The sequence below is a fragment of the Chryseobacterium cucumeris genome, from assembly GCF_001593385.1.
GTDB classification, from domain to species: domain Bacteria; phylum Bacteroidota; class Bacteroidia; order Flavobacteriales; family Weeksellaceae; genus Chryseobacterium; species Chryseobacterium cucumeris.
Map to the genome: position 1 here is coordinate 105159 of NZ_LUVZ01000045.1, position 23234 is coordinate 128392.

Annotated in this window: 24 protein-coding genes and 1 riboswitch; of the genes, 9 read left to right on the top strand and 15 right to left on the bottom strand. The window is 37.5% G+C overall.

All coding sequences use genetic code 11. From position 1 onward, the window contains the following. Positions 1-101: 101 nt before the first annotated feature. The 12 genes from A1704_RS21185 to A1704_RS21240 all read right to left on the bottom strand — a co-directional run bounded on the left by A1704_RS21185 (position 102) and on the right by A1704_RS21240 (position 9680). On the bottom strand, positions 102-812 hold the full coding sequence (locus A1704_RS21185) for a HesA/MoeB/ThiF family protein (RefSeq protein WP_062675999.1): 711 nt from the start codon (positions 810-812) through the stop codon (positions 102-104). Between the two features lie 140 nt (positions 813-952). Further along, positions 953-2071 carry a 2-iminoacetate synthase ThiH gene (gene thiH / locus A1704_RS21190; RefSeq protein ID WP_062676000.1) on the bottom strand — a complete coding sequence of 373 codons (1119 nt, stop codon included), beginning with the start codon at positions 2069-2071 and terminating at the stop codon, positions 953-955. 9 nt (positions 2072-2080) lie between these two features. Continuing rightward, complete coding sequence (locus A1704_RS21195; RefSeq protein WP_062676001.1) at positions 2081-2857, bottom strand: thiazole synthase; 777 nt, start codon at positions 2855-2857, stop codon at positions 2081-2083. Further along, on the bottom strand, positions 2854-3468 hold the full coding sequence (locus A1704_RS21200; RefSeq protein ID WP_062676002.1) for a thiamine phosphate synthase: 615 nt from the start codon (positions 3466-3468) through the stop codon (positions 2854-2856). Before A1704_RS21200 ends, A1704_RS21195 begins: the two co-directional genes overlap by 4 nt. 5 nt (positions 3469-3473) lie before the next feature. After that, entirely contained in the window at positions 3474-4211 is a 738-nt protein-coding gene (locus A1704_RS21205) for a hydroxymethylpyrimidine/phosphomethylpyrimidine kinase (protein WP_062676003.1), read from the bottom strand. Continuing rightward, complete coding sequence (locus A1704_RS21210) at positions 4187-4774, bottom strand: thiamine phosphate synthase (RefSeq protein ID WP_062676004.1); 588 nt, start codon at positions 4772-4774, stop codon at positions 4187-4189. Before A1704_RS21210 ends, A1704_RS21205 begins: the two co-directional genes overlap by 25 nt. Beyond that, a complete protein-coding gene (gene thiC, locus A1704_RS21215; RefSeq protein WP_062676005.1) occupies positions 4771-6582 on the bottom strand; it encodes a phosphomethylpyrimidine synthase ThiC in 1812 nt (603 codons plus the stop codon). The genes A1704_RS21210 and thiC overlap by 4 nt, the downstream gene beginning before the upstream one ends. 24 nt (positions 6583-6606) lie before the next feature. Beyond that, entirely contained in the window at positions 6607-6813 is a 207-nt protein-coding gene (thiS, locus tag A1704_RS21220; protein WP_062676006.1) for a sulfur carrier protein ThiS, read from the bottom strand. A 57-nt stretch (positions 6814-6870) separates the two neighbouring features. Further along, positions 6871-6967, bottom strand: a riboswitch (TPP riboswitch). Between the two features lie 116 nt (positions 6968-7083). Further along, positions 7084-7761 (bottom strand): RluA family pseudouridine synthase, encoded by a 678-nt coding sequence (locus A1704_RS21225; RefSeq protein ID WP_047424699.1) that lies wholly within the window; start codon positions 7759-7761, stop codon positions 7084-7086. Positions 7762-7772: 11 nt separating this feature from the next. After that, positions 7773-8087, bottom strand: a complete 315-nt coding sequence (locus A1704_RS21230) for a hypothetical protein (RefSeq protein ID WP_047377337.1) — start codon at positions 8085-8087, stop codon at positions 7773-7775. A 3-nt stretch (positions 8088-8090) separates the two neighbouring features. Then, a complete protein-coding gene (panB, locus tag A1704_RS21235; RefSeq protein ID WP_062676007.1) occupies positions 8091-8906 on the bottom strand; it encodes a 3-methyl-2-oxobutanoate hydroxymethyltransferase in 816 nt (271 codons plus the stop codon). 60 nt (positions 8907-8966) lie between these two features. Further along, positions 8967-9680, bottom strand: coding sequence for a Crp/Fnr family transcriptional regulator (locus tag A1704_RS21240; RefSeq protein ID WP_034692595.1), 714 nt, complete (start codon positions 9678-9680; stop codon positions 8967-8969). Between the two features lie 88 nt (positions 9681-9768). On the opposite strand from A1704_RS21240, the gene A1704_RS21245 reads away from it, so the two are divergent. The 9 genes from A1704_RS21245 (at position 9769) to A1704_RS21285 (ending at position 19352) form a co-directional block, all read left to right on the top strand. Further along, positions 9769-12147, top strand: a complete 2379-nt coding sequence (locus A1704_RS21245; RefSeq protein ID WP_062676008.1) for a heavy metal translocating P-type ATPase — start codon at positions 9769-9771, stop codon at positions 12145-12147. A 109-nt stretch (positions 12148-12256) separates the two neighbouring features. Next, positions 12257-12469 (top strand): cbb3-type cytochrome oxidase assembly protein CcoS, encoded by a 213-nt coding sequence (ccoS, locus tag A1704_RS21250; protein WP_062676009.1) that lies wholly within the window; start codon positions 12257-12259, stop codon positions 12467-12469. A 21-nt stretch (positions 12470-12490) separates the two neighbouring features. After that, positions 12491-14752 (top strand): cytochrome-c oxidase, cbb3-type subunit I, encoded by a 2262-nt coding sequence (ccoN, locus tag A1704_RS21255; protein WP_062676010.1) that lies wholly within the window; start codon positions 12491-12493, stop codon positions 14750-14752. A gap of 22 nt (positions 14753-14774) precedes the next feature. After that, positions 14775-14975, top strand: a complete 201-nt coding sequence (locus A1704_RS21260) for a cbb3-type cytochrome oxidase subunit 3 (protein WP_002983870.1) — start codon at positions 14775-14777, stop codon at positions 14973-14975. 10 nt (positions 14976-14985) lie between these two features. Continuing rightward, the gene (locus A1704_RS21265; protein WP_062676011.1) at positions 14986-15867 is read left to right on the top strand and encodes a cbb3-type cytochrome c oxidase N-terminal domain-containing protein; all 882 of its coding nucleotides are present in this window, start codon (positions 14986-14988) and stop codon (positions 15865-15867) included. Between the two features lie 95 nt (positions 15868-15962). Then, a complete protein-coding gene (ccoG, locus tag A1704_RS21270; protein ID WP_062676012.1) occupies positions 15963-17417 on the top strand; it encodes a cytochrome c oxidase accessory protein CcoG in 1455 nt (484 codons plus the stop codon). 10 nt (positions 17418-17427) lie between these two features. Then, a complete protein-coding gene (locus A1704_RS21275; protein ID WP_034692611.1) occupies positions 17428-17880 on the top strand; it encodes a FixH family protein in 453 nt (150 codons plus the stop codon). After that, positions 17871-18596 (top strand): sulfite exporter TauE/SafE family protein, encoded by a 726-nt coding sequence (locus A1704_RS21280; RefSeq protein WP_062676013.1) that lies wholly within the window; start codon positions 17871-17873, stop codon positions 18594-18596. The genes A1704_RS21275 and A1704_RS21280 overlap by 10 nt, the downstream gene beginning before the upstream one ends. 18 nt (positions 18597-18614) lie before the next feature. Further along, positions 18615-19352: a hypothetical protein gene (locus tag A1704_RS21285; RefSeq protein ID WP_062676014.1), complete on the top strand. Its 738-nt coding sequence runs from the start codon at positions 18615-18617 to the stop codon at positions 19350-19352. Positions 19353-19407: 55 nt separating this feature from the next. Here the strand turns inward: A1704_RS21285 and serS are convergent, their stop codons facing one another. The 3 genes from serS to asnB form a co-directional block, all read right to left on the bottom strand. Beyond that, positions 19408-20676 carry a serine--tRNA ligase gene (gene serS, locus A1704_RS21290; RefSeq protein WP_062676015.1) on the bottom strand — a complete coding sequence of 423 codons (1269 nt, stop codon included), beginning with the start codon at positions 20674-20676 and terminating at the stop codon, positions 19408-19410. A 66-nt stretch (positions 20677-20742) separates the two neighbouring features. After that, positions 20743-21261, bottom strand: a complete 519-nt coding sequence (locus A1704_RS21295) for a hypothetical protein (RefSeq protein WP_062676016.1) — start codon at positions 21259-21261, stop codon at positions 20743-20745. Positions 21262-21299: 38 nt separating this feature from the next. Then, the gene (gene asnB, locus A1704_RS21300; protein ID WP_062676017.1) at positions 21300-23198 is read right to left on the bottom strand and encodes an asparagine synthase (glutamine-hydrolyzing); all 1899 of its coding nucleotides are present in this window, start codon (positions 23196-23198) and stop codon (positions 21300-21302) included. Positions 23199-23234: the final 36 nt, after the last annotated feature.

A 23234-nucleotide genomic window follows, 5' to 3' on the forward strand; every position in this document is an offset into this window, starting at 1 on the left:
GATAAATAAAAGAGGCAGTAATCATTTTACTGCCTCTTTCTATTGATATTAAAATGGTGTTATTTGGTAAAATATCAGTGATATTAGTGTTTACATTTACTTCAGAAATCTATCGTCTGAAATCTCCACTTCATCGTATCTACCAATGTCATTTGATTCACACTCACCGGAAGATCTATGATAATTTTTAATGCCTGAAGAGCCATCATGCTGCCTATCATTCCGGGAAGAGCTCCTAATACACCAAGACTGTCACAATCGGGTACATCCTCATCGAAAGGCGGTTCAGGGAAAATATCCCGTAAATTTTTACTTCCACTATGATTAAATACAGCAACCTGTCCTGAAAACCCTAAAATACTTCCATAAACCAAAGTCTTTTTCAGTTTCACGCAGGTATCATTTACCAGATATCTTGTTGAAAAGTTATCTGAGCCATCAACAATAACATCATATTGAGACAGAATTACCTCTGCATTATTTTTATTGATTTTTTTTTCAATACCGATAAATGTAATCTGGTGATTGAGTTCTCCTACAAAGGTTTCAGCACTTTTCACTTTGGATAATCCTACTCTGTTTTCGGTATGGATAATCTGCCGGTTCAGATTGTGAAGTTCAACCTCATCAAAATCTGCAACACCTAAAGTCCCTACTCCTGCAGCAGCCAGATATTGAATAACAGGACTTCCCAAACCTCCTGCCCCAATGACAAGAACTTTGGATGAACTTATTTTCTTTTGTCCTTCCAATCCTATTTCTTCAATAAATATCTGCCGGCTGTACCGTGAAAAATGATCTTCTTTTTTCATACTTTATGATAATTGAGCCATTAAGTTTCTTTAGCTTTTTAGGAAAGTTAAGCTTCGCTTTAAAAAGATACTATCTTAAAAATCTCCGATTTTTATTAATTCAACTTCACTCCTTCAAAATCCTTAATGGCTTTAAAATTTTAAAATCCATTATATACGGAATCCCAATCTTTCATCACAGGATCATAACCTGCTTTTTTAATCATGATTTTAATTTCATCCATACTTCGCTCGTCACTGGTTTCAAACTGTTCCAGAGATTCTTTATCCACCGCATATCCTCCGGGGTTTGTTTTTGAACCTGCACTCATAGCGGTTGCTCCCAGAGAAACAATATTATTCCTAAACACTTCATTTTCCCTGGTAGAAATGGAGATTTCAAGGTCTTCATTCCAGATTCTATACGCACAGATCAATTGAAGAAGATCTTTGTCCTCCATTATGAAATTAGGTTCAATAATCCCTTCTGCCGGTCTGAGCCTTGGAAAGGAAACAGAAAATTTACTTTTCCAGTATTGTTTCTGAAGATAATCAATGTGTAATGCGTTAAAAAAACTGTCAACTCTCCAATCTTCAAGTCCAAGAAGAACTCCTAGTCCAATTTTATGAATTCCTGCTCTTCCTATCCTGTCGGGAGTTTCCAGGCGGAAATGGAAGTTAGATTTTTTACCCTTTGGGTGATATTCTCTGTAAACATCCTGATGATAGGTTTCCTGATACACCAAAACGGAATGTACTCCTTCCTCATGAAGCAACTTATATTCTTCTTCCAATAAGGGCTGAACTTCAATGGAAATGTTGGAAAAATGAGGCTTTAACTTACGGACAGCATTCTGAAAGTAAGGAACTCCTACTATTTTATTGGCTTCACCACTTACCAGCAGCACATGATTCACTCCCATTGATTTCAGAACAGATGCTTCAATCATCAGTTCCGTATCGGAGAGGGTTTTTCTTTTCAGATGATTATCAAGACTGAATCCGCAATAGGTGCAGATATTCTGACATTCATTACTGAGATACAGCGGTGCATACAGCTGAATGGTTTTTCCAAATCGTTTTTGGGTAAGCACCTGCGTCATTCCTGCCATAAGTTCCAGTTCCTGAGAGGCAGCTGGTGAAAGGAGATTCAGGAAATCGTCCAGAGTTTTATTTTTTTTCTGAAGACTGTATCTTACATCTGCCAGACTTACTTTTCCAAGCTTATTCTTCACCTCATCCCACTGATAGTTTTCAAAAACATCTTTAAAGCTTTTCATAAGTTTGATTTATTCAAATAAAAATGAAGTAAGCGGACTTGAAGCTTCGGCATGGTTGGCAATAGCTCCCAATCCAGATTCAAAGGCTCTTCTTCCTGCAATCACACCTTCTTTAAAAGCAACAGCCATATTCAACGGATTTCTGGCTACAGCAATGGCAGTATTCACCAAAACGGCATCTGCTCCCATTTCCATTGCTTTTGCAGCATCTGATGGTGCCCCGATTCCGGCATCTACCACTACAGGAACATTACTCTGACTGATGATTATTTCCAGAAAGTCCTGAGTTCTCAATCCTTTATTGGTTCCAATGGGTGCCCCCAACGGCATTACTACAGCTGTTCCGGCATCTTCAAGACGTTTGCATAAAACAGGATCGGCATGGATATAAGGCATGACAATAAATCCTAATTTAGCCAATTCTTCCGTGGCATATAGAGTTTCAATTGGATCGGGAAGTAAATATTTTGGATCCGGATGAATTTCCAGTTTTACCCAGTTGGTTTCCAGTGCTTCTCTGGCTAATTGAGCTGCCAATACAGCTTCTTTGGCGGTTCTTGCTCCGGAAGTATTAGGCAGAAGGTGAACGTTGGTTTCTTTTAATGAATCAAGCAAATCGTCTTCACTGGATTGAGCATCAATTCTTTTAAGCGCCATTGTCACCATAGTGGTTTCTGATGCGATAACAGACTGCACCATATCTCTCATACTTCCGAATTTTCCTGTTCCTAAAAACAGTCTTGATTCAAAAGTTCTTCCTGCTATTTCTAATTTCTGATTGTTCATATCATTACTTTTTTTAGTTCGTTAATAATAGTCGGCTGCCTGGTAATAAGTCCGGATACAGCAACACCATAAATCCCGATTTCCTGTAACGGTAAAATATCTTCGAGAGTAACACTTCCGATGGCAAATATTTTGGGAACGTCTATTGATTTTTCTCTTAATCCATCAATGATAGCCTGGTAGCCTTCAAACCCCAGAACAGGGCTTAGTTTTTCTTTGGTTGTAGTAAATCTCAATGGTCCTAAACCGATATAATCACAAGATTCTTTGATTCTCTGAATGACATCTGAAAGGGTATTAGCCGTTCCTCCAATTATTTTATTTTCGTCTAAGATCAGTCTTGCTTCTTCAATGGCACTGTCGTTCAATCCTAAATGAACACCATCTGCATCTATTTCTTTGGCTATTTGTACATGGTCATTGATAATACAAACCGCCTGATATTCTGAACAAAGTTGTTTTGAAATTTCACAAAGATTGATTAATTCGTTTTCAGGAGCATTTTTCCATCGAACCTGTACCCATTTGATCCCGTTGTCTAAGGCTTTCCGAATACAAAGTTCCTGTTCCTGCAGGGTATTTCCTTGTGATATGTATTGTAATTTTTCCATGTTTTCTATGAATGCGCTCCCAATAAAGAGGGATTGCTTTTTAAAAATTTTTCGATGTATCGTTTTCCGTTTCGGCATGCCTTCTCCATATTTTCGCCTTTCGCCAGTTCTGCTGTAATGGCTGAAGATAAAACACAGCCGGAACCATGTTTAGGAAAATAGATTGTATTGTCTTCGGACGGGAGTAAAAAAGTTTCTTTTTCGTTTTCAACTAAAATATCCGTTCCCAAATGATCTTTCCGGTGTCCTCCTTTGATCAGTAATGAGCATTGATTTGTATCCGGCAAAAGATTATCTCCTCTTAAAATGTGGTATTCGTTATAATTAGGAGTTATTAAACTAAGTTTATTAACCGTACTTTTTAATTGAGGAAGTGTTTCAAGGTTAAAAAATGTAAATTCAGAAGTACTTTTCAGAACGGGATCCCAAACTATTTTCACTTCAGGATTTCCTTTTTGAACTGTTTTTACAATCTTACCCAGAAATTCGGCATCCTTCACAATTCCAATTTTCACGGCTGAAACGGAATAATTATCCATCAGTACCTGAATCGCTTCAGTTACTTCATGTATAGGCCGCCATTCTAAACTCAGGCATTTCGAAGCAGTTTGCAAGGTTAATGCGGTACACACTCCAAGCCCCATCACCTTTGATTGCTCAAAAGTTTTGCTATCTGATAATAAGCCTGCTCCGCCACTGGGATCGAAGCCTGCAATACTTATGACATAAGGACGTTCCTGCATTTTTTGAATACTTTTAAAGGTTCTTCACTTTCCCAGATTGCACCTAATAAAGCTGCTCCATCAGCATCTGAATCGAAAACTTCATAAATATTATCCTGATGAATTCCTCCAAGAGCAATCAATTTTACATCCGGATTGTTCCGATGTTTTATTTCTTCTTTAATGGTAGAATTCAATCCATATCCTTTTTTGGAGATACTTGGAAAGAACGGGCTTATGAAAGCATATTCCCATTCTTTTTCCAAAGTATTGTAGGTTTTAATATCATGTACAGAAGTTGAAATGGTATTTTCTTTCGCAAAAGACTTATACATTTCTTCCTGCCGATCAATCTCTCTGAAATGAAACCTTGAAATAGTAAATTCTTTCCTAAGGTCATAATACGTATGCAAAACCAGCTGTGTATAAAAAGATTCATCAATCTGAGTGATAAATTCAATCATTTCATTCCGGCTGATCCATGGTTTACGAATGTGAAGCAGATCAAGACCTTCCTGAAACATCTGATTAATGAAATCTGTCTCGTTCGGGACAATCAATTCAGGAGTAATGACCAGGATCATATATAAATTTCTTTCCCTTTTTCGATGAACTCCTGTGATTTATCAAGCATTCCTTGTTCTGCTGATTCACGAATTTCCTGTGTAATTTTCATGGAACAGAATTTCGGTCCGCACATGGAACAGAAATGGGCAATTTTTGCTCCTTCTGCAGGCAGTGTTTCATCATGATAAGCTCTTGCTGTCTCTGGATCTAATGAAAGATTGAACTGATCTTCCCATCTGAATTCAAATCTGGCTTTACTCAATGCATTGTCCCTGTACTGTGCTCCCGGATGACCTTTAGCCAAATCTGCAGCATGAGCCGCCAGCTTATAGGTTATTACTCCAACTTTTACATCGTCTTTATTCGGAAGCCCTAAATGTTCCTTCGGAGTTACATAGCAAAGCATCGCACATCCAAACCATCCGATCATGGCTGCACCGATTCCTGAAGTGATGTGATCATAGCCCGGTGCAATATCAGTGGTCAATGGGCCTAAGGTATAAAACGGAGCTTCATGGCATTCTTCCAATTGCTTTTCCATATTTTCTTTGATCATGTGCATTGGTACATGCCCAGGTCCTTCAATCATTACCTGTACATTATGTTTCCAGGCAATTTTAGTGAGTTCACCTAAAGTTTCCAGTTCTGCAAACTGCGCTGCATCATTGGCATCTGCAATAGATCCCGGACGAAGACCGTCTCCCAGAGAGAAAGCTACGTCGTATTTCTTCATGATTTCACAAATCTCCTCAAAATGGGTATACAGGAAACTTTCTTTATGATGAAATAAGCACCATTTTGCCATAATCGATCCTCCTCTGGATACAATTCCGGTTACTCTGTTGGCTGTCAGATGAATATATCTTAGTAAAACTCCTGCGTGGATGGTAAAATAAGAAACTCCCTGTTCAGCCTGTTCAATCAAAGTATCTCTGAAGATTTCCCATGTAAGATCTTCAGGAACACCTTTTACTTTTTCCAATGCCTGATAGATTGGAACGGTACCAATCGGAACCGGACTATTTCTGATGATCCATTCTCTTGTTTCGTGAATATTTTTACCGGTTGAAAGGTCCATAATGGTATCTGCTCCCCATCGGCAGGCCCATACTGCTTTTTCCACTTCTTCTTCAATACTGGATGAAACGGCACTGTTTCCGATATTCGCATTGATCTTTACCAGGAAATTTCTCCCGATAATCATCGGCTCGCTTTCCGGATGGTTGATGTTATTGGGAATAATAGCTCTTCCGGCAGCAATTTCGTCTCTTACAAATTCCGGGGTGATTTTACTTTTGGGAGTATTCGCCCCAAAGCTTTGTCCGGCATGCTGAAAAGCCATTTCTTTTGATACGGATTCAAGCTGCTCTATTCTTTGATTTTCTCTGATGGCAACATACTCCATTTCCGGAGTAATGATTCCCTGTTTGGCATAGTAAAGCTGTGTAACTTCTTTTCCTTGCTGTGCAACTTTAGGTTTATGATCATAGGAAAACCTCAATTCATCAAGACGAGGATCTGCCAAACGCGCTTTGCCGTATTCAGATGTAATTCCGTCTAAGATATTCACATCATTTCTATCCAGAATCCATTGTTCTCTGATTCTTGGAAGCCCTTTCTGAATGTCAATGACTGCATTTTCATCGGTATAAGGCCCCGAAGTGTCATAAATGGTTACCGGAGCATTATGTTCAAAGCCGCCATTGGTCAATTTTGTGGGGCTAAGCTGTATTTCACGCATGGCTACATTGATAGGATGTAATTTTCCTTCAACATAGATTTTCTTTGAGTTCGGAAATGGCGAACATGTAATGGAGTGAGCCATAAGTATTGGTATTAAATATGAGAATTAACCGCCCTGAGTGGCAGTAATGATTAACACTGAATCGTTATTGTTTAGCATGGTTTCCGCCCAGACTGACAGCGGAATAATTCGGTTGTTGAGCGCTACAGCAATACCTTTTTTCTTTCCGGGTAACTCAATAGTCAGTAATGCTTCCAGGTTTGCAGGAAGTACATCAAATGTTTTTCGGGTGTGGTTGATTATAAGTTCCATTCCTAATAAATTAAATATACTTTAGGAATGGCCATTATTGTACAATAGAATGTACAGCAAAAGTCATCTACTTTTCCCTACGCTGGTATGATCCAGATCAGGTTCAAAGGGTAAAGTCTCAGTCTGTTGGTAACAGACACCCCTAAAGTTGGGAACGAAGTTAGACATTTTTTTAGAATGCGCAAAATCTGAAATGATAATATAGAAAAAGTCCATCTCAAAATTGAGACGGACTTTTATGTTTGCCTTTAATTAACTAAAAATCTTTAGTTATTCCTCACAAGCTCTCCAGATCGCATCATTCTGCGGCACGGGAGCTGTTATTTCAATATTTTCTTTGGTAACAGGATGAATAAACTCCAGCTTTCTGGCGTGAAGATTGATTCCTCCATCAGGATTGGAACGTGGTGCTCCGTATTTCAGATCACCCTTAATCGGAACTCCGGTCTTGGACAGCTGTGCTCTGATCTGATGATGCCTTCCGGTTTCAAGATCAATTTCAAGAAGGAGATAATTATCCAGTGTTTTGATCACATGATAGGTAAGAATAGCTTCTTTCGCCCCTTCAGTAGCTTTTGGAAAAACAATAGCCTTATTATTTTTTTCGTTTTTCTTTAAATAATGTACCAGCCTCTGACTTTGTGGGATCATTTCTTTTCCAACAACTGCCCAATATGTTTTTTTGACTTCACGGTTTTTCACCATCTGTGTCAAACGGGAAAGTGCTTTGGAAGTTTTTGCATAGATCACCAGCCCTGATGTGGGACGGTCTATACGATGAACCAAGCCGAGAAAAACATTTCCCGGCTTAGCATCTCTTATTTTTATAAAGTTCTTGATGGATTCTAATAGTGATTCATCGCCGGTCTTATCGCCTTGTACAAGCTGACCAACCTTTTTATTAATCACCAGAAGATGGTTGTCTTCATATATAATCTGCTCCTTCATACTTGTTCCGTCTATCTTCTTCTGTTGGATAAAGACAGGATAATCCCTGCAAGAAGGCCTACCGTTTTAACAGCTGAAAGTTTTGAGCCTTCCGGAATAAACGCTCCGAATACACAGATAGCCGCTGCAGCATACATGGCATAAACAAAATTCTTATTGGTAAGCAATGGAGCCTGAATAAAAAAGCTCGCTCCAATCAGAACATAAAATACTTTTCTTGAAAGCAAATGATTGATTTCCGGGGAAAATAAATTAAACCATCCCACGGCCAGACAAATCAAAGCTGCAATAGATAATATTCCCTGGATAGATTGTTGGTTCTGCATGGATTAATAACTTTCGTTTTCGTTTGGAAACTCTACACTTTTCACATCTTTTACATATTGAGAAACTGCTCCTGTAATTTCTGTGTAAAGGTCAAGGTATCTTCTCAGGAATTTCGGGCTGAAACCTTTGTTCATTCCTACCATATCATGATACACCAAAACCTGTCCGTCACAATCTGCACCAGCACCGATTCCGATGGTAGGAATAGAAATACTTTCTGTTACTTTCTTCGCTAAATCTGCAGGAATTTTTTCCAATACGATAGAGAAACATCCTAGTTCTTCCAAAAGCTGTGCATCAGCAATTAATTTTTCAGCTTCAGCTTCTTCCTTAGCTCTTACTTTATACGTTCCGAATTTATAGATAGACTGTGGTGTTAAACCCAAATGTCCCATTACCGGAATTCCGGCATTGATGATTTTTTTGATAGACTTGGAAATTTCTTTTCCACCTTCAATTTTTACAGCATGTGCCCCACCTTCCTTCATCATTCTTACCGCAGACTCCAGTGCTTTTTCAGGATTACTCTGATAAGTTCCAAAAGGTAAATCCGCTACCACCAAAGCTCTGTCGGTTCCTCTTACTACACTTTGAGCATGATAAATCATTTGATCCAGCGTAATGGGTAATGTAGTTTCGAAACCAGCCATTACATTCGCTGCAGAGTCTCCAATCAAAATAGCATCTACTCCACCTGCGTCTACCATCTTCGCCGTGGTAAAATCATAGGCTGTAAGCATTGTTATTTTCTCCTTGTCGAATTTCATTTTACGCAAGGTTTCAGTTGTAACTTTTTTAATTTCAGAGTGAACAGACATAATTTATCTATTTTTAAAAGTTAAAAAGTCGGCCTTGAGCCGACTTAAGTTTTTGTATGATTATAAAACTACGTGACCGAGTTTCATGAGTTTGTCGTGATTTAAGATCTTGATATTTCTTCCGTCCACTTCAATCAGGCTATCCTGTTTGAATTCCGAGATCAGGCGGATGGCACTTTCAGTAGCAGTACCGATGATATTAGCTATCTCTTCTCTCGTTAATGAGATCTTGATAAAGCCTTCAGGATCTACTCCCAGTTTCTGTTCCAGCAGCAAAAGAATTTCTGCCAGTCTTTCTCTTACCGTTTTTTGTGCAAGGAAAGTAATGGTATTGGAAGATTCTCCTAGTTCGTATGAGATTTTCTGAAGCATTACAAAAGACAATTGTGGGTCTACCTCCAAAAGATACATGAAAATATCTGCAGGTAAAAATACACATTCAATATCTGTCATTGCTTCTGCCTTGGCCTGGAAATTTTCCCCGCAAAGCAAAGAACGATAGCCGATGATATCTCCTTCTTTGATAAATCTTAAAATCTGATCTTTACCGAACGCTCCTGATTTCGAAAGTTTGGCAGCACCTTTTTCCAGGACAAACACTCCTTTTGGAGTTTCGCCATCCTCGAAAATAGTATCATGCTTCTGAAAACTCAGTTTCTTCTTGCCATTAATGTATTTTTCAAAATCTGCGCTAGAAAGTCTTTCTTTAAATGATTTATCATTAAAAACTCTGGCGAACCTCTCTTCAATTGCTATCTGTTGTTCCTGCGGCATTTTATATGATATTTATCACAAAAATAGAACTTTTTAACGCGATAAACAAAAAAAATTGTTATAATTTTGTAGTTCAATATTTTATGGGGTGAGCGAGAACTGTTTTCATTGTGGTCAAGGTATAGAAAAAGAGAGAATTTTATTTGATGAAAAGACTTTCTGTTGTAACGGATGTAAATCTGTTTACGAGATTCTAAATTTAAATCATTTAGGCAATTTCTATGAGCTTAATAAAGGAGCAGGAATTCGTCCGAATGATGAAAATTCTTCTCAATTTGATTACTTAGACACGCCGGAAATTTTTGAGAAAGTTACTGATTTCTCTGAAGGAAGCACCAGTCTTGTTACTTTCAAAATCCCTGTCATTCACTGTTCTTCCTGTATCTGGCTATTGGAAAGCCTTCATACATTAAATAAGCACATTAAATATTCGCAGGTAAACTTCACAAGGAAGACTTTGCAGATTTCATTCAACCATAACGATCTGAAATTAAGCGAACTCGCTAAATTCTTAACCAATCTAGGATACAAACCGGTAATCAGCCTTGAAACCGCTGATAAAAATGAAGATCATCTTGACAAATCTTTATTAGTAAAATTTGCCATTGCTGCCTTTGCTTTTGGTAACGGAATGTTCCTTGCCTTTCCGGAATATATTGGAGGGGAAGATTATTGGATGGAACATTACAGAGGTTTATTCAGAACTTTGATATTCCTGCTGGCAACACCTGTTGTATTTTATTCAGCTTCAGACTATTATAAATCCGCATGGTACGGTTTAAAAAATAAGATTGTCAATATAGACGTTCCGATTGTCTTAGGAATTTTTGTTCTGTACGGAAGAAGTATCTATGAAGTGGTAACAGATTATGGTCCAGGATATTTTGACACTCTTTGTGGACTTTTATTCTTTATGCTTCTCGGGAAAATTTTCCAGAAAAGGACGTACAGTGCACTATCCTATGACAGAGATTACAAATCCTTCTACCCGATTGCTGTAACCAAGGTAGATTTCGAAGGTAAACAGGATAATATTTTACTATCTGAAATAAAAGTGGGTGATAGAATTCTGGTTAGGAATCAGGAAATCATTCCGGTAGATGCTATTCTGATCAACGGAGAAGGTAATATCGACAACAGTTTCATTACCGGAGAAAGTGAAAGTATCAGCAAACAGCCTGGGGATAAGATTTTTGCCGGAGGTAAGCAGATAGGATCATCTTTAGAGCTCGAAGTGATTAAAAACGTAGATCAAAGTTATTTAACTCAGCTTTGGAATAAAGAGGCATTTAAAAAACACGAAACAGGTCTCGATACTCTTACGAATAACGTCAGCAAATATTTCACATTCATTATTTTAGGTATCGCTTTAGTCGCAGGAACTTATTGGTATTTTATTGATTTAAAAATTATGTTTCAGGTTATTTCTGCGATTCTGATTATTGCATGTCCTTGTGCACTTGCCTTGTCTGCTCCGTTCACTTTCGGTCACATTATGAGAATTTTAGGCCGAAATAAGTTTTACGTAAAAGATACTTTAACGATTGAAAAAATCGCGAAACTTGATACGATTGTTTTGGACAAAACAGGAACCATTACACACAGAAAGAAATCAAACATCAAATACGAAGGATCTGAGATCAACGAATTTGATTCACTGAACATTAAAACGTTATTAAAGAACTCCAATCACCCACTTTCAAAATCATTGTACGAATTCATTGAGGTGAACGATGAGTATTTCCCGGTAGAAAATTTCGTTGAAATCTCTGGAAAAGGATATGAAGCCTGTGTAAGAGGAAATCTGTATAAAATTGGTTCTGCCCGCTACAACAACCAGGAGCCTAAAAACCTTGAAACAGCAGTTTACATCAGCAAAAATGGAGAATATTTAGGTAAATTCATCTTCAAAAATGAATATCGTCCGAAGCTGAAAGAACTTTTCACAAAACTTACCAATTACAAAATATTCATCCTGAGTGGAGACAACTCCTCAGAAGAAAACCAGCTTAAAGAGCTTATTCCGAATTACAAAGGAATGGCCTTTAATCAAAGCCCGGAAGACAAACTAAATTACATCAAATCCCTTCAGGATCAGCACTTAAAAGTGGCAATGCTTGGAGACGGGCTTAATGATGCAGGAGCCTTAAAACAAAGTAATGTAGGAATCGCCATTGCTGATGATACGAACAGTTTTACCCCGTCTTCCGATGTCATTATGAATGGAGATAAAGTAGTTACTCTGGACAATTACCTGAACGTTTGTAAGGGTTCTATCACCATTGTGAAAATGACATTTATAATCAGTTTTCTATACAATATTGTTGGTTTAAGTTACGCTGTTACAGGGCATATGCATCCGCTTTTCGCTGCAATCATCATGCCAATCAGTTCGATTACAGTGGTTACCTTTACTACACTTTCAACCTGGATTTTAGGTCGTAAATATTTCAAAAAGCAGGCGTAAAAGCCCTTATTTAGACTGATTTTAAATTAGCTGAAATCGGCATTTCGTGATGAATGTCATTATTTTTCACTAAATTTGAACCCCGAAAATAGGTTAATTTTGTTGTCCAATGGATATTCTATATTTAATGATCCTCTGCAGTGTTTCTTTGGCTGCGATTTTCTTGGTCGTATTTATAGTGTATGCCCGAAAAGGACAGTTTGAAGATGATGAATCTCCGGCTGTCAGAATCCTTTTTGATGACGAAAAAGTCGAAGAAAAAGATGAAACCGGCAACAAAAATAAAGACGATAAAGAAATAGGAGAAAATAATAAAAATTGAGAAAAATAGTGAATAGTTGATATGGAAACACAGAAGTTTAGTTATGACAATAGTATTGTCCGTGCGTTCCTTTATGCGACCTTAGTTTTCGGTCTCATTGGATTTACGTTCGGGCTTACGGCGGCATTAATGCTTTTCTACCCTGAATTACCTGAATTCTTTTTCGGGACGGATGACACAACCATTAAAAGTTTGGCATCTGGTAATATTGAAGGGTTAATAAACACTCATGGTGCATTTGGTTTTGGTAGAATCAGAATGCTGCACACCAATACCGTAATCTTTGCATTCGTTTGTAACATTGTTTACACGGGTATTTATTACTCATTACAGAGATTATTAAAAACAAGAATGTACAGTGACACATTGTCTTGGTTACATTTCTGGACCTGGCAGTTTATGATCGTTGCTACGTTCGTTACATTCTTTATGGGGATTAATACCTCTAAAGAATATGCTGAACACGAGTGGCCGATCGACATATTGATCGCATTCTCATGGATCATTTTTGGTATCAATATGTTCCTGACTATTTCTAAGAGAAGAGTGAGACACCTTTATGTAGCCATCTGGTTCTACATCGGTACCTGGATTGCAGTAGCAATGCTTCACATCTTCAACAACCTTGAAGTACCTTTATCTTTCACAGGCTGGAAATCTTATTCAGCATATGCGGGGGTAAAAGATGCTATTGTACAGTGGTGGTATGGACACAATGCGGTTGCATTCGTATTGACGACTCCGGTTCTTGGTTTAATGTATTACTTCCTTCCGAAGGCTGCAGACAGACCGGTATTCTCTTATAAACTGTCTATTATTCACTTCTGGTCATTAATTTTCGTATATATCTGGGCTGGTCCTCACCACCTTCAGTATACAGCTCTTCCGGCTTGGGCTCAGGCGGTAGGAACAGGTTTCTCTATCATGCTTATTGCACCATCCTGGGGAGGTATGTTAAATGGTCTTCTTACGCTGAGAGGAGCTTGGGATAAAGTAAGAGAAAATCCTATCCTTAAGTTCTTCGTAGTAGCTGTTACCTGTTATGGTATGGCAACGTTTGAAGGACCGCTTTTGGCAACTAAAAACATCAACAAAATTGGTCACTTTACAGACTGGGTTATCGGTCACGTTCACTTAGGAGCTCTTGGATGGAATGGTTTCATGGCATTCGGGGTTATCTATTACCTGGTACCAATCATGTGGAGAACAAAACTTTGGTCTGTAAAATTAGCTAACTGGCATTTCTGGTTAGGTACTTTAGGAATTATCTTCTATGCAGTTCCAATGTATATTTCAGGATTTACACAAGGATTAATGTGGAAGCAGTTCAACCCGGATGGAACCTTATTATGGAAAAACTGGCTGGATACGGTAACGGCAATTATTCCTTACTTCAAAATGAGATTTGTAGGAGGTCTATTCTATATCTCAGGATCTATCCTGATGATTGTAAACGTAATTGCTACAGTAAGAAAAGGATCATTCCAAAAAGAAGTTCCTGCTGAAGCTCCAGCGTTGGCAAACATCAGCAAAAACAGAAAAGAAGGAGAAGGTACTCACCTTTGGCTGGAAAGAACTCCGGTATTATTAGGTATCCTGTCTTTCATCACGATATCAATCGGTAGTTCAATTGAAATTATTCCAACACTATCTCTTAAGAAAAGTGTACCTACGATTTCTGCGGTAAAACCTTATTCACCGCTGGAACTTGAAGGTAGAGATATTTATATCCGTGAAGGATGTAACGCTTGTCACTCTCAGATGATCAGACCGTTCAGAGATGAGATTACAAGATTCAACGGTAAAAACGGACAGTACTCCAAAGCTGGAGAATTCGTATACGACAGACCATTCCTATGGGGTTCTAAGAGAACAGGACCGGATTTACATAGAGAAGGTGGTAAAAACCCAAGTTCTTGGCACTACAAGCACATGTATAACCCAAGATCTACTTCTGCTGGTTCTATCATGCCTCGTTACCCTTGGTTAATTGCTACTGACTTAGACAGAACTAAGATGGTAGACAAGATGAAGCTGATGAAGAATGTATTCGATGTACCTTATACTAAGGCTGAAATTGATTCTGCAGACACATGGGCAAACAACCAATCAGCAAAAATTGTGAAAGATATCTTCTCTGAAGCTAATGACCTTAAGCAGGCTTATGCTAAGAGACCTCAGGGAGAACTAGAGAAAAAAGAAATTGTAGCTCTTATTTCTTATCTTCAGAGATTAGGTACAGATATCAAAACAACTGAAATCAAAACAGCAAGTAATAACTAAAAAACATTAAAAAGTTCATACTATGATTCCTCAGAACTTTAAAGATATATTATCCAATACTGAAAATGCTGGCTTCTACCAGACACTGGCTCTGATTTTCTTTATGCTGTTCTTCATAGCTTTAGTAATCTATGTTTTTAGCAGACCTAAAAAATATTACAAAGAAGAAGAAGAGGCACCTCTTGGGGATGATGAAGATGACGATTTTAATTTAAAAAATTAAACTATTTTTTATGAAACAAAGAACACCTGTTGTTATAAACATCTTAATAATAATCGGACTTTTAATAGTTTTTTATTATTTATTTGTACAGAGCTACGCGTTCCTTTCTTCACCTTACTTCTGGGGAACTGTTGTGATCGCTGGTATCCTGGCTTACATTCATGGAGCTATCGGAGACCTAATTGAGAACAACAAATTCAAGAAATTATCTCCTGAGGAAAAGGCTGCTTATTTAGCTGAAAAGAAAGTTCCTTATTTCAAAAGATTGTACCAAAGTGCTTTCAAAAAGCAATCGGCTTCTGAAGAAAAGGATATCCTTATCGACCACGGTTTCGACGGAATCATGGAGCTGGATAACCAATTACCGAAATGGTGGGTAGGTTTATTCTATTTTGGGACCGCTTTTTGTATTGTATATATTGCAGCTTACTCTTTCACAGACTTCGCTCACCCGTTAAGCGAATATGAAAAAGAATATAAAGAGCAGTTGGCAAGTATTGAAGAATATCAGAAATCTCAGCCTCCTGTAACCATTGAAACAGCTAAGTATTCAGCTGATAACATTGCAGAAGGTAAAGAATTATTCAAAACAAACTGTGCATCTTGTCACAAAGAAGACGGTAGTGGAGGTATCGGACCTAACCTTACTGATAACTACTGGATCAACCAGCCTGAGAAAACGTTATTCAAAAACGTATTCCACATGGACTGGAATGGTTCTCCTACTAACCCTGCCATGAGAGCCTTCGGTAAAAACGGAGAAGTTTCAGGAGCAGAAATTGAGAAGATTGCAGCGTATGTATATCACATCAACCAGGAACAACCACCAGTGACTCCGGCTCAGGGAGGAGCAGCTCCTCAGGGAACCGAAGCACATTGGGAAAAAGAATAATTTAAAAAATTAGAAAACATATGAAAAAAACATAATTTGTTATTAGATTAAAATAGTAACGAATTATGTTTTTTCTTTTTTAAAACCTATTACATATGTCAGACATAGAAGATATAGAAGTACGCGGCGGACAGGGACAGGTTCTGGACCCTGAGACTTACAGAGATTCTATAGGGACAATGGAGCAATCCGGAAAAAGAAAATGGGTCTTTCCAAGAAAACCTAAAGGAAAGTACACCAACTATAGAAACATTGTAAGCTATTTACTATTAATTATTTATTTTACATTACCATTCATCAAAATCAATGGAAACCCATTGCTGATGTTTAATGTAATAGACAGGGAGTTTTTCATTTTTGGACAGCCTTTCTATCCACAGGACTTTTTTATCCTTACTTTAGGTGCTATTGCCTCTTTAATCTTTATTATTGTTTTTACGATTGCGTTCGGAAGAATTTTCTGCGGGTGGATCTGCCCTCAGACAATTTTTATGGAATCGATATTCCGTAAAATCGAATATCTGATTGAAGGTGACCGAAATAAGCAGATGAAGCTGGACAGACAGGAGTGGAACAGCGAGAAGATCTGGAAAAGAAGTTTGAAATGGAGTATTTATGTCATCATTTCACTCATTATCACCCACTTTATGTTCATGTATATCGTAGGATATGAGGAAGTATTTAAAATTGTTGGAGAAGGGCCATTTGCACATCCTACTAATTTTATTGTAATGATTCTTCTTACCGCAGCATTTTACTTTGTATTTGCGTGGTTCAGAGAGCAGGTTTGTACATTGGTTTGTCCTTACGGAAGACTTCAGGGCGTATTGATCGATAAAGATACTATCAATGTTTTCTATGACTTCAAAAGAGGAGAAAACAGAGCAAAATGGAGAAAGGGCGAAGATCGTAAAGCTGCAGGAAAAGGAGATTGTATCGACTGCCACCAGTGTGTAGTGGTATGCCCTACCGGAATTGACATCAGAGACGGACAACAGTTAGAATGTATCAACTGTACCGCATGTATTGATGCCTGTGATGAAGTAATGGAAAAAGTAGGACTTCCAAAAGGATTGATCCGATATGCTTCTGAAAACGAAATTGAAAAAGAAACTCAGTTCAAGTTTACAGGAAGAATGAAAGGGTTTTCTATATTCCTGTTATTTCTTGTAGGATTCCTGGGATATCTTTTGTACAGCCGTGGCGAGATGGAGGCTAAATTCATCAAACCTGCGGGAAGTACATTCTTTGTGAGAGACGGTAAAATTACCAACACTTATAATTATACCTTCCTTAATAAAACGAATGAGAAAAAAATCGTTACCATCAAAGTAATAGATCCTGCACATGGTGAAATTACGTATAGTGCATCAAGTAAGATTCAGGTAGACAGAGATAAAATTTCCAAAGGAACGATCAACATCAGCTTCCCGGAAAATGATATGAAACTCTCTAAACAAAATATTACTATCGGTGTTTACGATATGAAAGGTAAATTGATAGACTCTTATCAGACTTATTTTGAAGGACCATTTAAACTGCAATTTTAATTAGAAAAAGATGAAGAACTTTAGTTGGGGACATGGTGTTGTAATTGCACTATTAGCATTCATAGTTTTTATATTATCCATGATGTTTCTTTTCCCGAACGGGCAGAAGAATTCTGAAATGGTAACCGATAATTATTACGAAGAAGAGTTGAAGTACCAGGATGTGATTGATGCTAAGAAAAAGGCAGATGATCTTCAGGAAAAACCTGTATACAGCCAGGATACTCAAGGAATTAAAATTACTTTTCCTAAAGAATATAATAACTCAAATACTACGGTAAAATTTGTTTTAAACAGAACCGACGACCAGAATTTAGACATTAAAAAATCTGTACAGCTTGATGCCAGCCAGTCTTTCACAATTCCTGCACAGGTATTGAAAGTAGGAAACTACACATTAAGATTAAGTTGGACAAAAGATAAAACAGACTACCGAATGGATTATGATGTGATATGGAAATAGGACTTATTGTATCGGCTATTGCTTTAGGCTTTGCTTCCGGTTTTCACTGTATCGGAATGTGCGGACCTATTGCTTTATCGATGGGATTAACCAAAAAACAATCAGCTAATTTCTATCTTCAGAACCTTACTTATCAATTCGGAAGAATTTTCACCTACTCCTTATTGGGTGCACTTCTCGGAATTATCGGTCAAGGATTTGAAATGGCTGGCTTTCAGAAATACCTCACTATTACGGCAGGAGTTCTTCTGATCATTATGGCTGTATTTTCATTTGGTGGAAAAGATTTTGCTTCAAAAATTCCTTTCCTATCCAAGTTTCTGTACAGCGTAAAAATGAATTTGGGAAAATTACTTCAGAAAGCAGATTACCGTTCAAGATTTACGACTGGTGTACTAAATGGCTTCTTACCGTGTGGAATGGTGTATATGGCACTTACCGCCAGCCTCGCAGGAGGAGGGATATGGCAGGGAGCTTTTTATATGGCTTTATTTGGTTTGGGAACCCTTCCGTTCATGTTCGCTATAGTTCTGGCTGGAAATCTCATGAATCAGGCCTTCAGAGTAAAAGTTTTAAAAGCAGTTCCTGTGATTATGATTATTTTGGGAGGATTATTCATTCTGAGAGGTCTTGAACTCGGAATTCCCTATGTTTCTCCGAAAGCAGAAGCCATGACAATTATTAAAGATCCGAACGGAGCCGTTAACTGCCATTAATTTGTATTTAAATCTACCATGAAGAAAAACATCATCTTATTTCTGATCAGTCTTTTTATATTGCAATCCTGCAGTATCAATTCTGAAATTGTCTATCATAAAGATGCTGCCTCCTCTTCTGTCACCGATATTGATACAAGGGAGTTTATGGCTGAAATGATGGCGATGACACCGGATTCATTAAAGCAGAAGGAATTTGGGGAAATGGACAGACTTCCGACTACCTGGACAAGTATGTATGATCTTGCCAAAAAGGAAGGAAAATTAAAAACTGAAAATCCGGACTCTATCAGAATCATGAAAAAAGTTTTCATGAAATCCACAAAGGAGGACAACAAGCTGGCAGGATTTTCTTTTAAAATGGAACATTTTACTCCAGAAGATTATTTGGTTTTAAAAAGTTTTACAAAGACCGAAAAAATCCCTTTAGATCAAAATATATACAATAGCTGGGATGGAAAAACCCTCACCATCGATACAGAAAATTTTAATCTTAGAAGTATTGAAGAGGCTGTCAAAACCAAAAGCTCAAAGGAAGAAGCTGAGAAAGTAGCCGGGATGATGGTAATGTTTTTCAAAAAGATCGGTACAACCTTAAAATTTGAAAATAAAATACAATCAATCTCAGGTAAACATGATTGGGTAAAACAGATTGATGATCATTCCATAAGAATAGATTATGATCTGAAAGCTATTTACGATAATGTTACAAAACTAAAAAACGCTGATAAGAAGATTATCATCGTTACTGAATAAAACAAAGACCACCGGATTATGGTGGTCTTTTTATTGTTACTAAAAATAGATTAATTTAGTTGATCATATCAAATCTTGCATATTCCGCAACTTTCTTAGGAAGCTTGATTCCTTCCGGTGTCTGGTTATTCTCCAGCAATGCAGCCATAATTCTAGGTAAAGCCATTGCAGATCCATTCAGGGTGTGAACCAGCTGAGATTTACCATCTCCTTTGTAACGGCATTTCAGTCTGTTTGCCTGGAATGTTTCAAAATTCGAAACAGAGCTTACTTCCAGCCACATTTCCTGAGCAGCACTCCAAACTTCAAAGTCATAGGTCATGGCAGATGCAAAACCTGTATCACCACCGCAAAGTCTTAATACTCTGAACGGAAGCTCAAGATCGGTAAGAATTTCTTTGATATGCTCTACCATTTCTTCCAAAACAGCATAAGAATTTTCCGGTTTTTCAATTCTTACGATTTCTACTTTTTCAAACTGGTGGAGACGGTTCAATCCTCTTACGTGAGCTCCGTAGCTTCCTGCTTCTCTTCTGTAGCACTGAGAGAATGCCGTATTTTTGATCGGAAGATCTTTTTCCTCAAGCAATACATCACGGTAAAGGTTTGTTACAGGAACTTCTGCAGTAGGAATAAGATATAATCTATCTTCGTTGATATAATACATCTGTCCTTCTTTATCCGGCAGCTGTCCGGTACCGAAACCTGAGGCTTCATTGACAACATGAGGAGGGTTCACTTCCGTATATCCCTTTTCCACGTTTTTATCTAAGAAATACTGAACCAGAGCTCTCTGCAATCTCGCTCCTTTTCCTAAATAAACCGGAAAACCTGCTCCGGCAATTTTTACCCCTAATTCAAAATCAATCAGGTTGTATTTTTTTGCCAGCTCCCAATGAGGGATTGCTCCTTCACCAAGACCTTCTACAGGATGAGACTGGAAAATGATTTCGTTATCATCCGCAGAAGCACCACTCTTTACCAGTTCATTGGGAATGTTGGGTAGTTGATAAAGAATATTCAGTAAATCGTTTTCTTTAACTTCTAGCTGGGATTTCAATTCTGAGCTCGACTCTTTGTATTGTGCTGTTTTAGACTTTGCAGATTCCGCTTCTTCTTTTTTCCCTTCTTTCATCAAAAGTCCGATTTCTTTCGAAATTTTATTGATTTCGGAAAGCTGGGAATCTAGCTCAAACTGGATTCTTTTTCTTTCTTCGTCGGCAGCGATAGCCTCGTCTACCAACTCAAGATTTTTGAATTGTCTTTTCTTAAGACCTTCTAAAACGCGTTCTTTGTTGTCGCGCAAAAAATTGACTTGTAACATTTTATTTAGATGTTAAATATTAGATGTTAAGCTCATAATAAGCTAACAATTGTACAAATTTAAAAATTATTTTGTGATCGTAACGGTATTTATTGAAGTAGGTGCATCAGCCTCTTTTGAAAACACTTCTTTTCCGTCATACAATACCTTTGAAACCTGAAATACAGTAGGTGTATTACGATATTGAATTTCCAATGTCCCGGTAACATTATCATTGACATTGGTACTTTTTGTAAAGGTAATTAACATTTTGGAATGGTAAGAAGTTCCTGTTCCCGGATTATCAGGACTGATAGAATCCAATCTTCTTCTTTTAGCACCCGCCAGATAATCCATGTAAAATAAGGAATCCGTTGTCATTTTCAATGGAATACTTACCGGGGCAATATCTTTGGTTCCAAAAATATCATTTATCGAAAATCCAGTATAAGATCCGGCTTTTTTACTGTTCAGAAGGTCCTGACCGGCACTGTTTTTCATATAAATATTCAGCGCCTGATCTATTCTCTGCAAAGAATCATCATCATTTTTACAACTGATGAGTGCAAAAACCGCTATAAAAATGCTCCAAAAATATTTCATCATAAATACAAAGGTAAAATATTAATCTTTAGACTCCTTCTTTATTTTTCAAAATATTTCTGATACCACAGTTCAAAGGTAACCAGCTGCCATATTTTTACCCAATCATATTCATGTTCCTGATAATTCCACCATTCATCAATCACTGTAGCATTGAAGAAATTTCGCTTTTTTAAGCTTTCCAGATTTTCGGTAATAAAGTCTCTTACTTTTTGCTCATTTTTAATGAAATAATTCACCGGAAATGAAAACCCTTTCTTGGGCATATTCAGAACTTCCTGAGGAAGATATTTTTTAGCTGCATTACGTAATAAAGGTTTATTCTGAATTCCATTAAATCTGATATTTTCCGGAAGTGATGATACATAATCTATCAGGTTATTGCTCAGATAAGGATAACGGAATTCTACGCTATACTTCATCGCACTCAGATCATCCCGGAAAACATGGTGGGAAGAGAGTGAATATTTCATGTCGTATTCAAAATACCCGGCATAATTTTTTCCTTCTGAAAGATGATATTCTGAAAGGTGTAAATCTATTTTACTATAAATAGCTGGGGTTATAAGACTTTTAACTTCCATCGGTCTCATACTGATCTGGCTTTGTCTGAAAAAATCAAACATATGATCCTGGGAAAAGTAGTTTTTCACCCGTTGTGAAAATTTATCCTTTGTAAAGATCAAAGGGCCTATAAAATTAAAATTCCTCATCAGAAGCCATCTGTTCAGTTTCAGCGTATGAGAATAGCCTGCAAAGAGCTCATCCGCTCCATTTCCACTTAATACGACTTTAAAATTCTGATTATGTGCATATTTTGCAGCATTAATCAAGACTTCAAAACTGCTGTAAGGTTCTTCAAAATGCTGAATATTTTCTTTAAGGTCTTCCAGTGCCTCTTCATCATTTACTTTTTTTATCTCATGCGAAATTCCAAAATGTCTGGCGGCCAGAGATGCATTATGTACTTCTTCTTCCGAAAACGGATAACTTATTGTGTATGTATTAACATGAGCGCTGAAAGATTTTGATTTTGAAGCAATTAACGTTGAATCAATTCCACCACTCATCATCACTGCTACAGGAACATCCGCATATAATTGTTCTGAAATACTTTCAGAAAGAAGTTCGTCAATCCTTTTTACCGCTTCTTCATCGGAAATATTTTTTTCAGAGTGAGAAGGCAGCCTCCAGAATTTTTCTGTAGTGATTTTCTGATTTTTTAAATCAATAGTCATAAAAGATGCAGGTTCCAGAGAGAAAATATTCTGAAAACAGGTTTGTGGAGCCAATGTTGTTTGAAAAAGAAAATTGGTGTAGACTCCGTTCCAGTTGATTTCAGCCTTTACCAGTTGGTTTTTCAACAATGCTTTTATTTCTGATCCCCAAACCATTCCTTCCTTACTGTGATGATAAAAAAGAGGCTTCATTCCTACTCGGTCTCTTGCCAGAATAAGTTTTTGAGAGATAAGGTCCACAATACAAACCGCAAACATCCCATCCAGCTTTGCAAAGGTGGAACTTCCCCACTCCTGGTAAGCTTTGAGAATAACTTCAGTGTCTGAAGTACTGCAGAAAGAATGACCTAAAGACTCAAGTTCTTTCCTTAATTTTTTAAAATTATAAATCTCTCCGTTAAATGTAATAATAATCTGCTCATTCTTTGAAAGCATAGGCTGATGCCCTTTTTCAGACAGATCAATAATGGATAATCTACGGAAACCTAACGCAATATTAGAATTTTTCTCTTTTAGAACCGGAAACTGTTCTTTAATTTTTTGCGTGGAATCGTTTCCCGAAAAAGAGGCTCCCTCTCCGTTACTATACATCCAGAACCCTTCATCATCCGGCCCGCGGTGTCTGATCGCCTGATTCATTTCCAGAATATTTGTAGAGGAAATACTTTTATGAAATGAATAATAACCGGTGATTCCGCACATAGAAAAGGAATAATAGATATGTAAAAATAGGAAAAA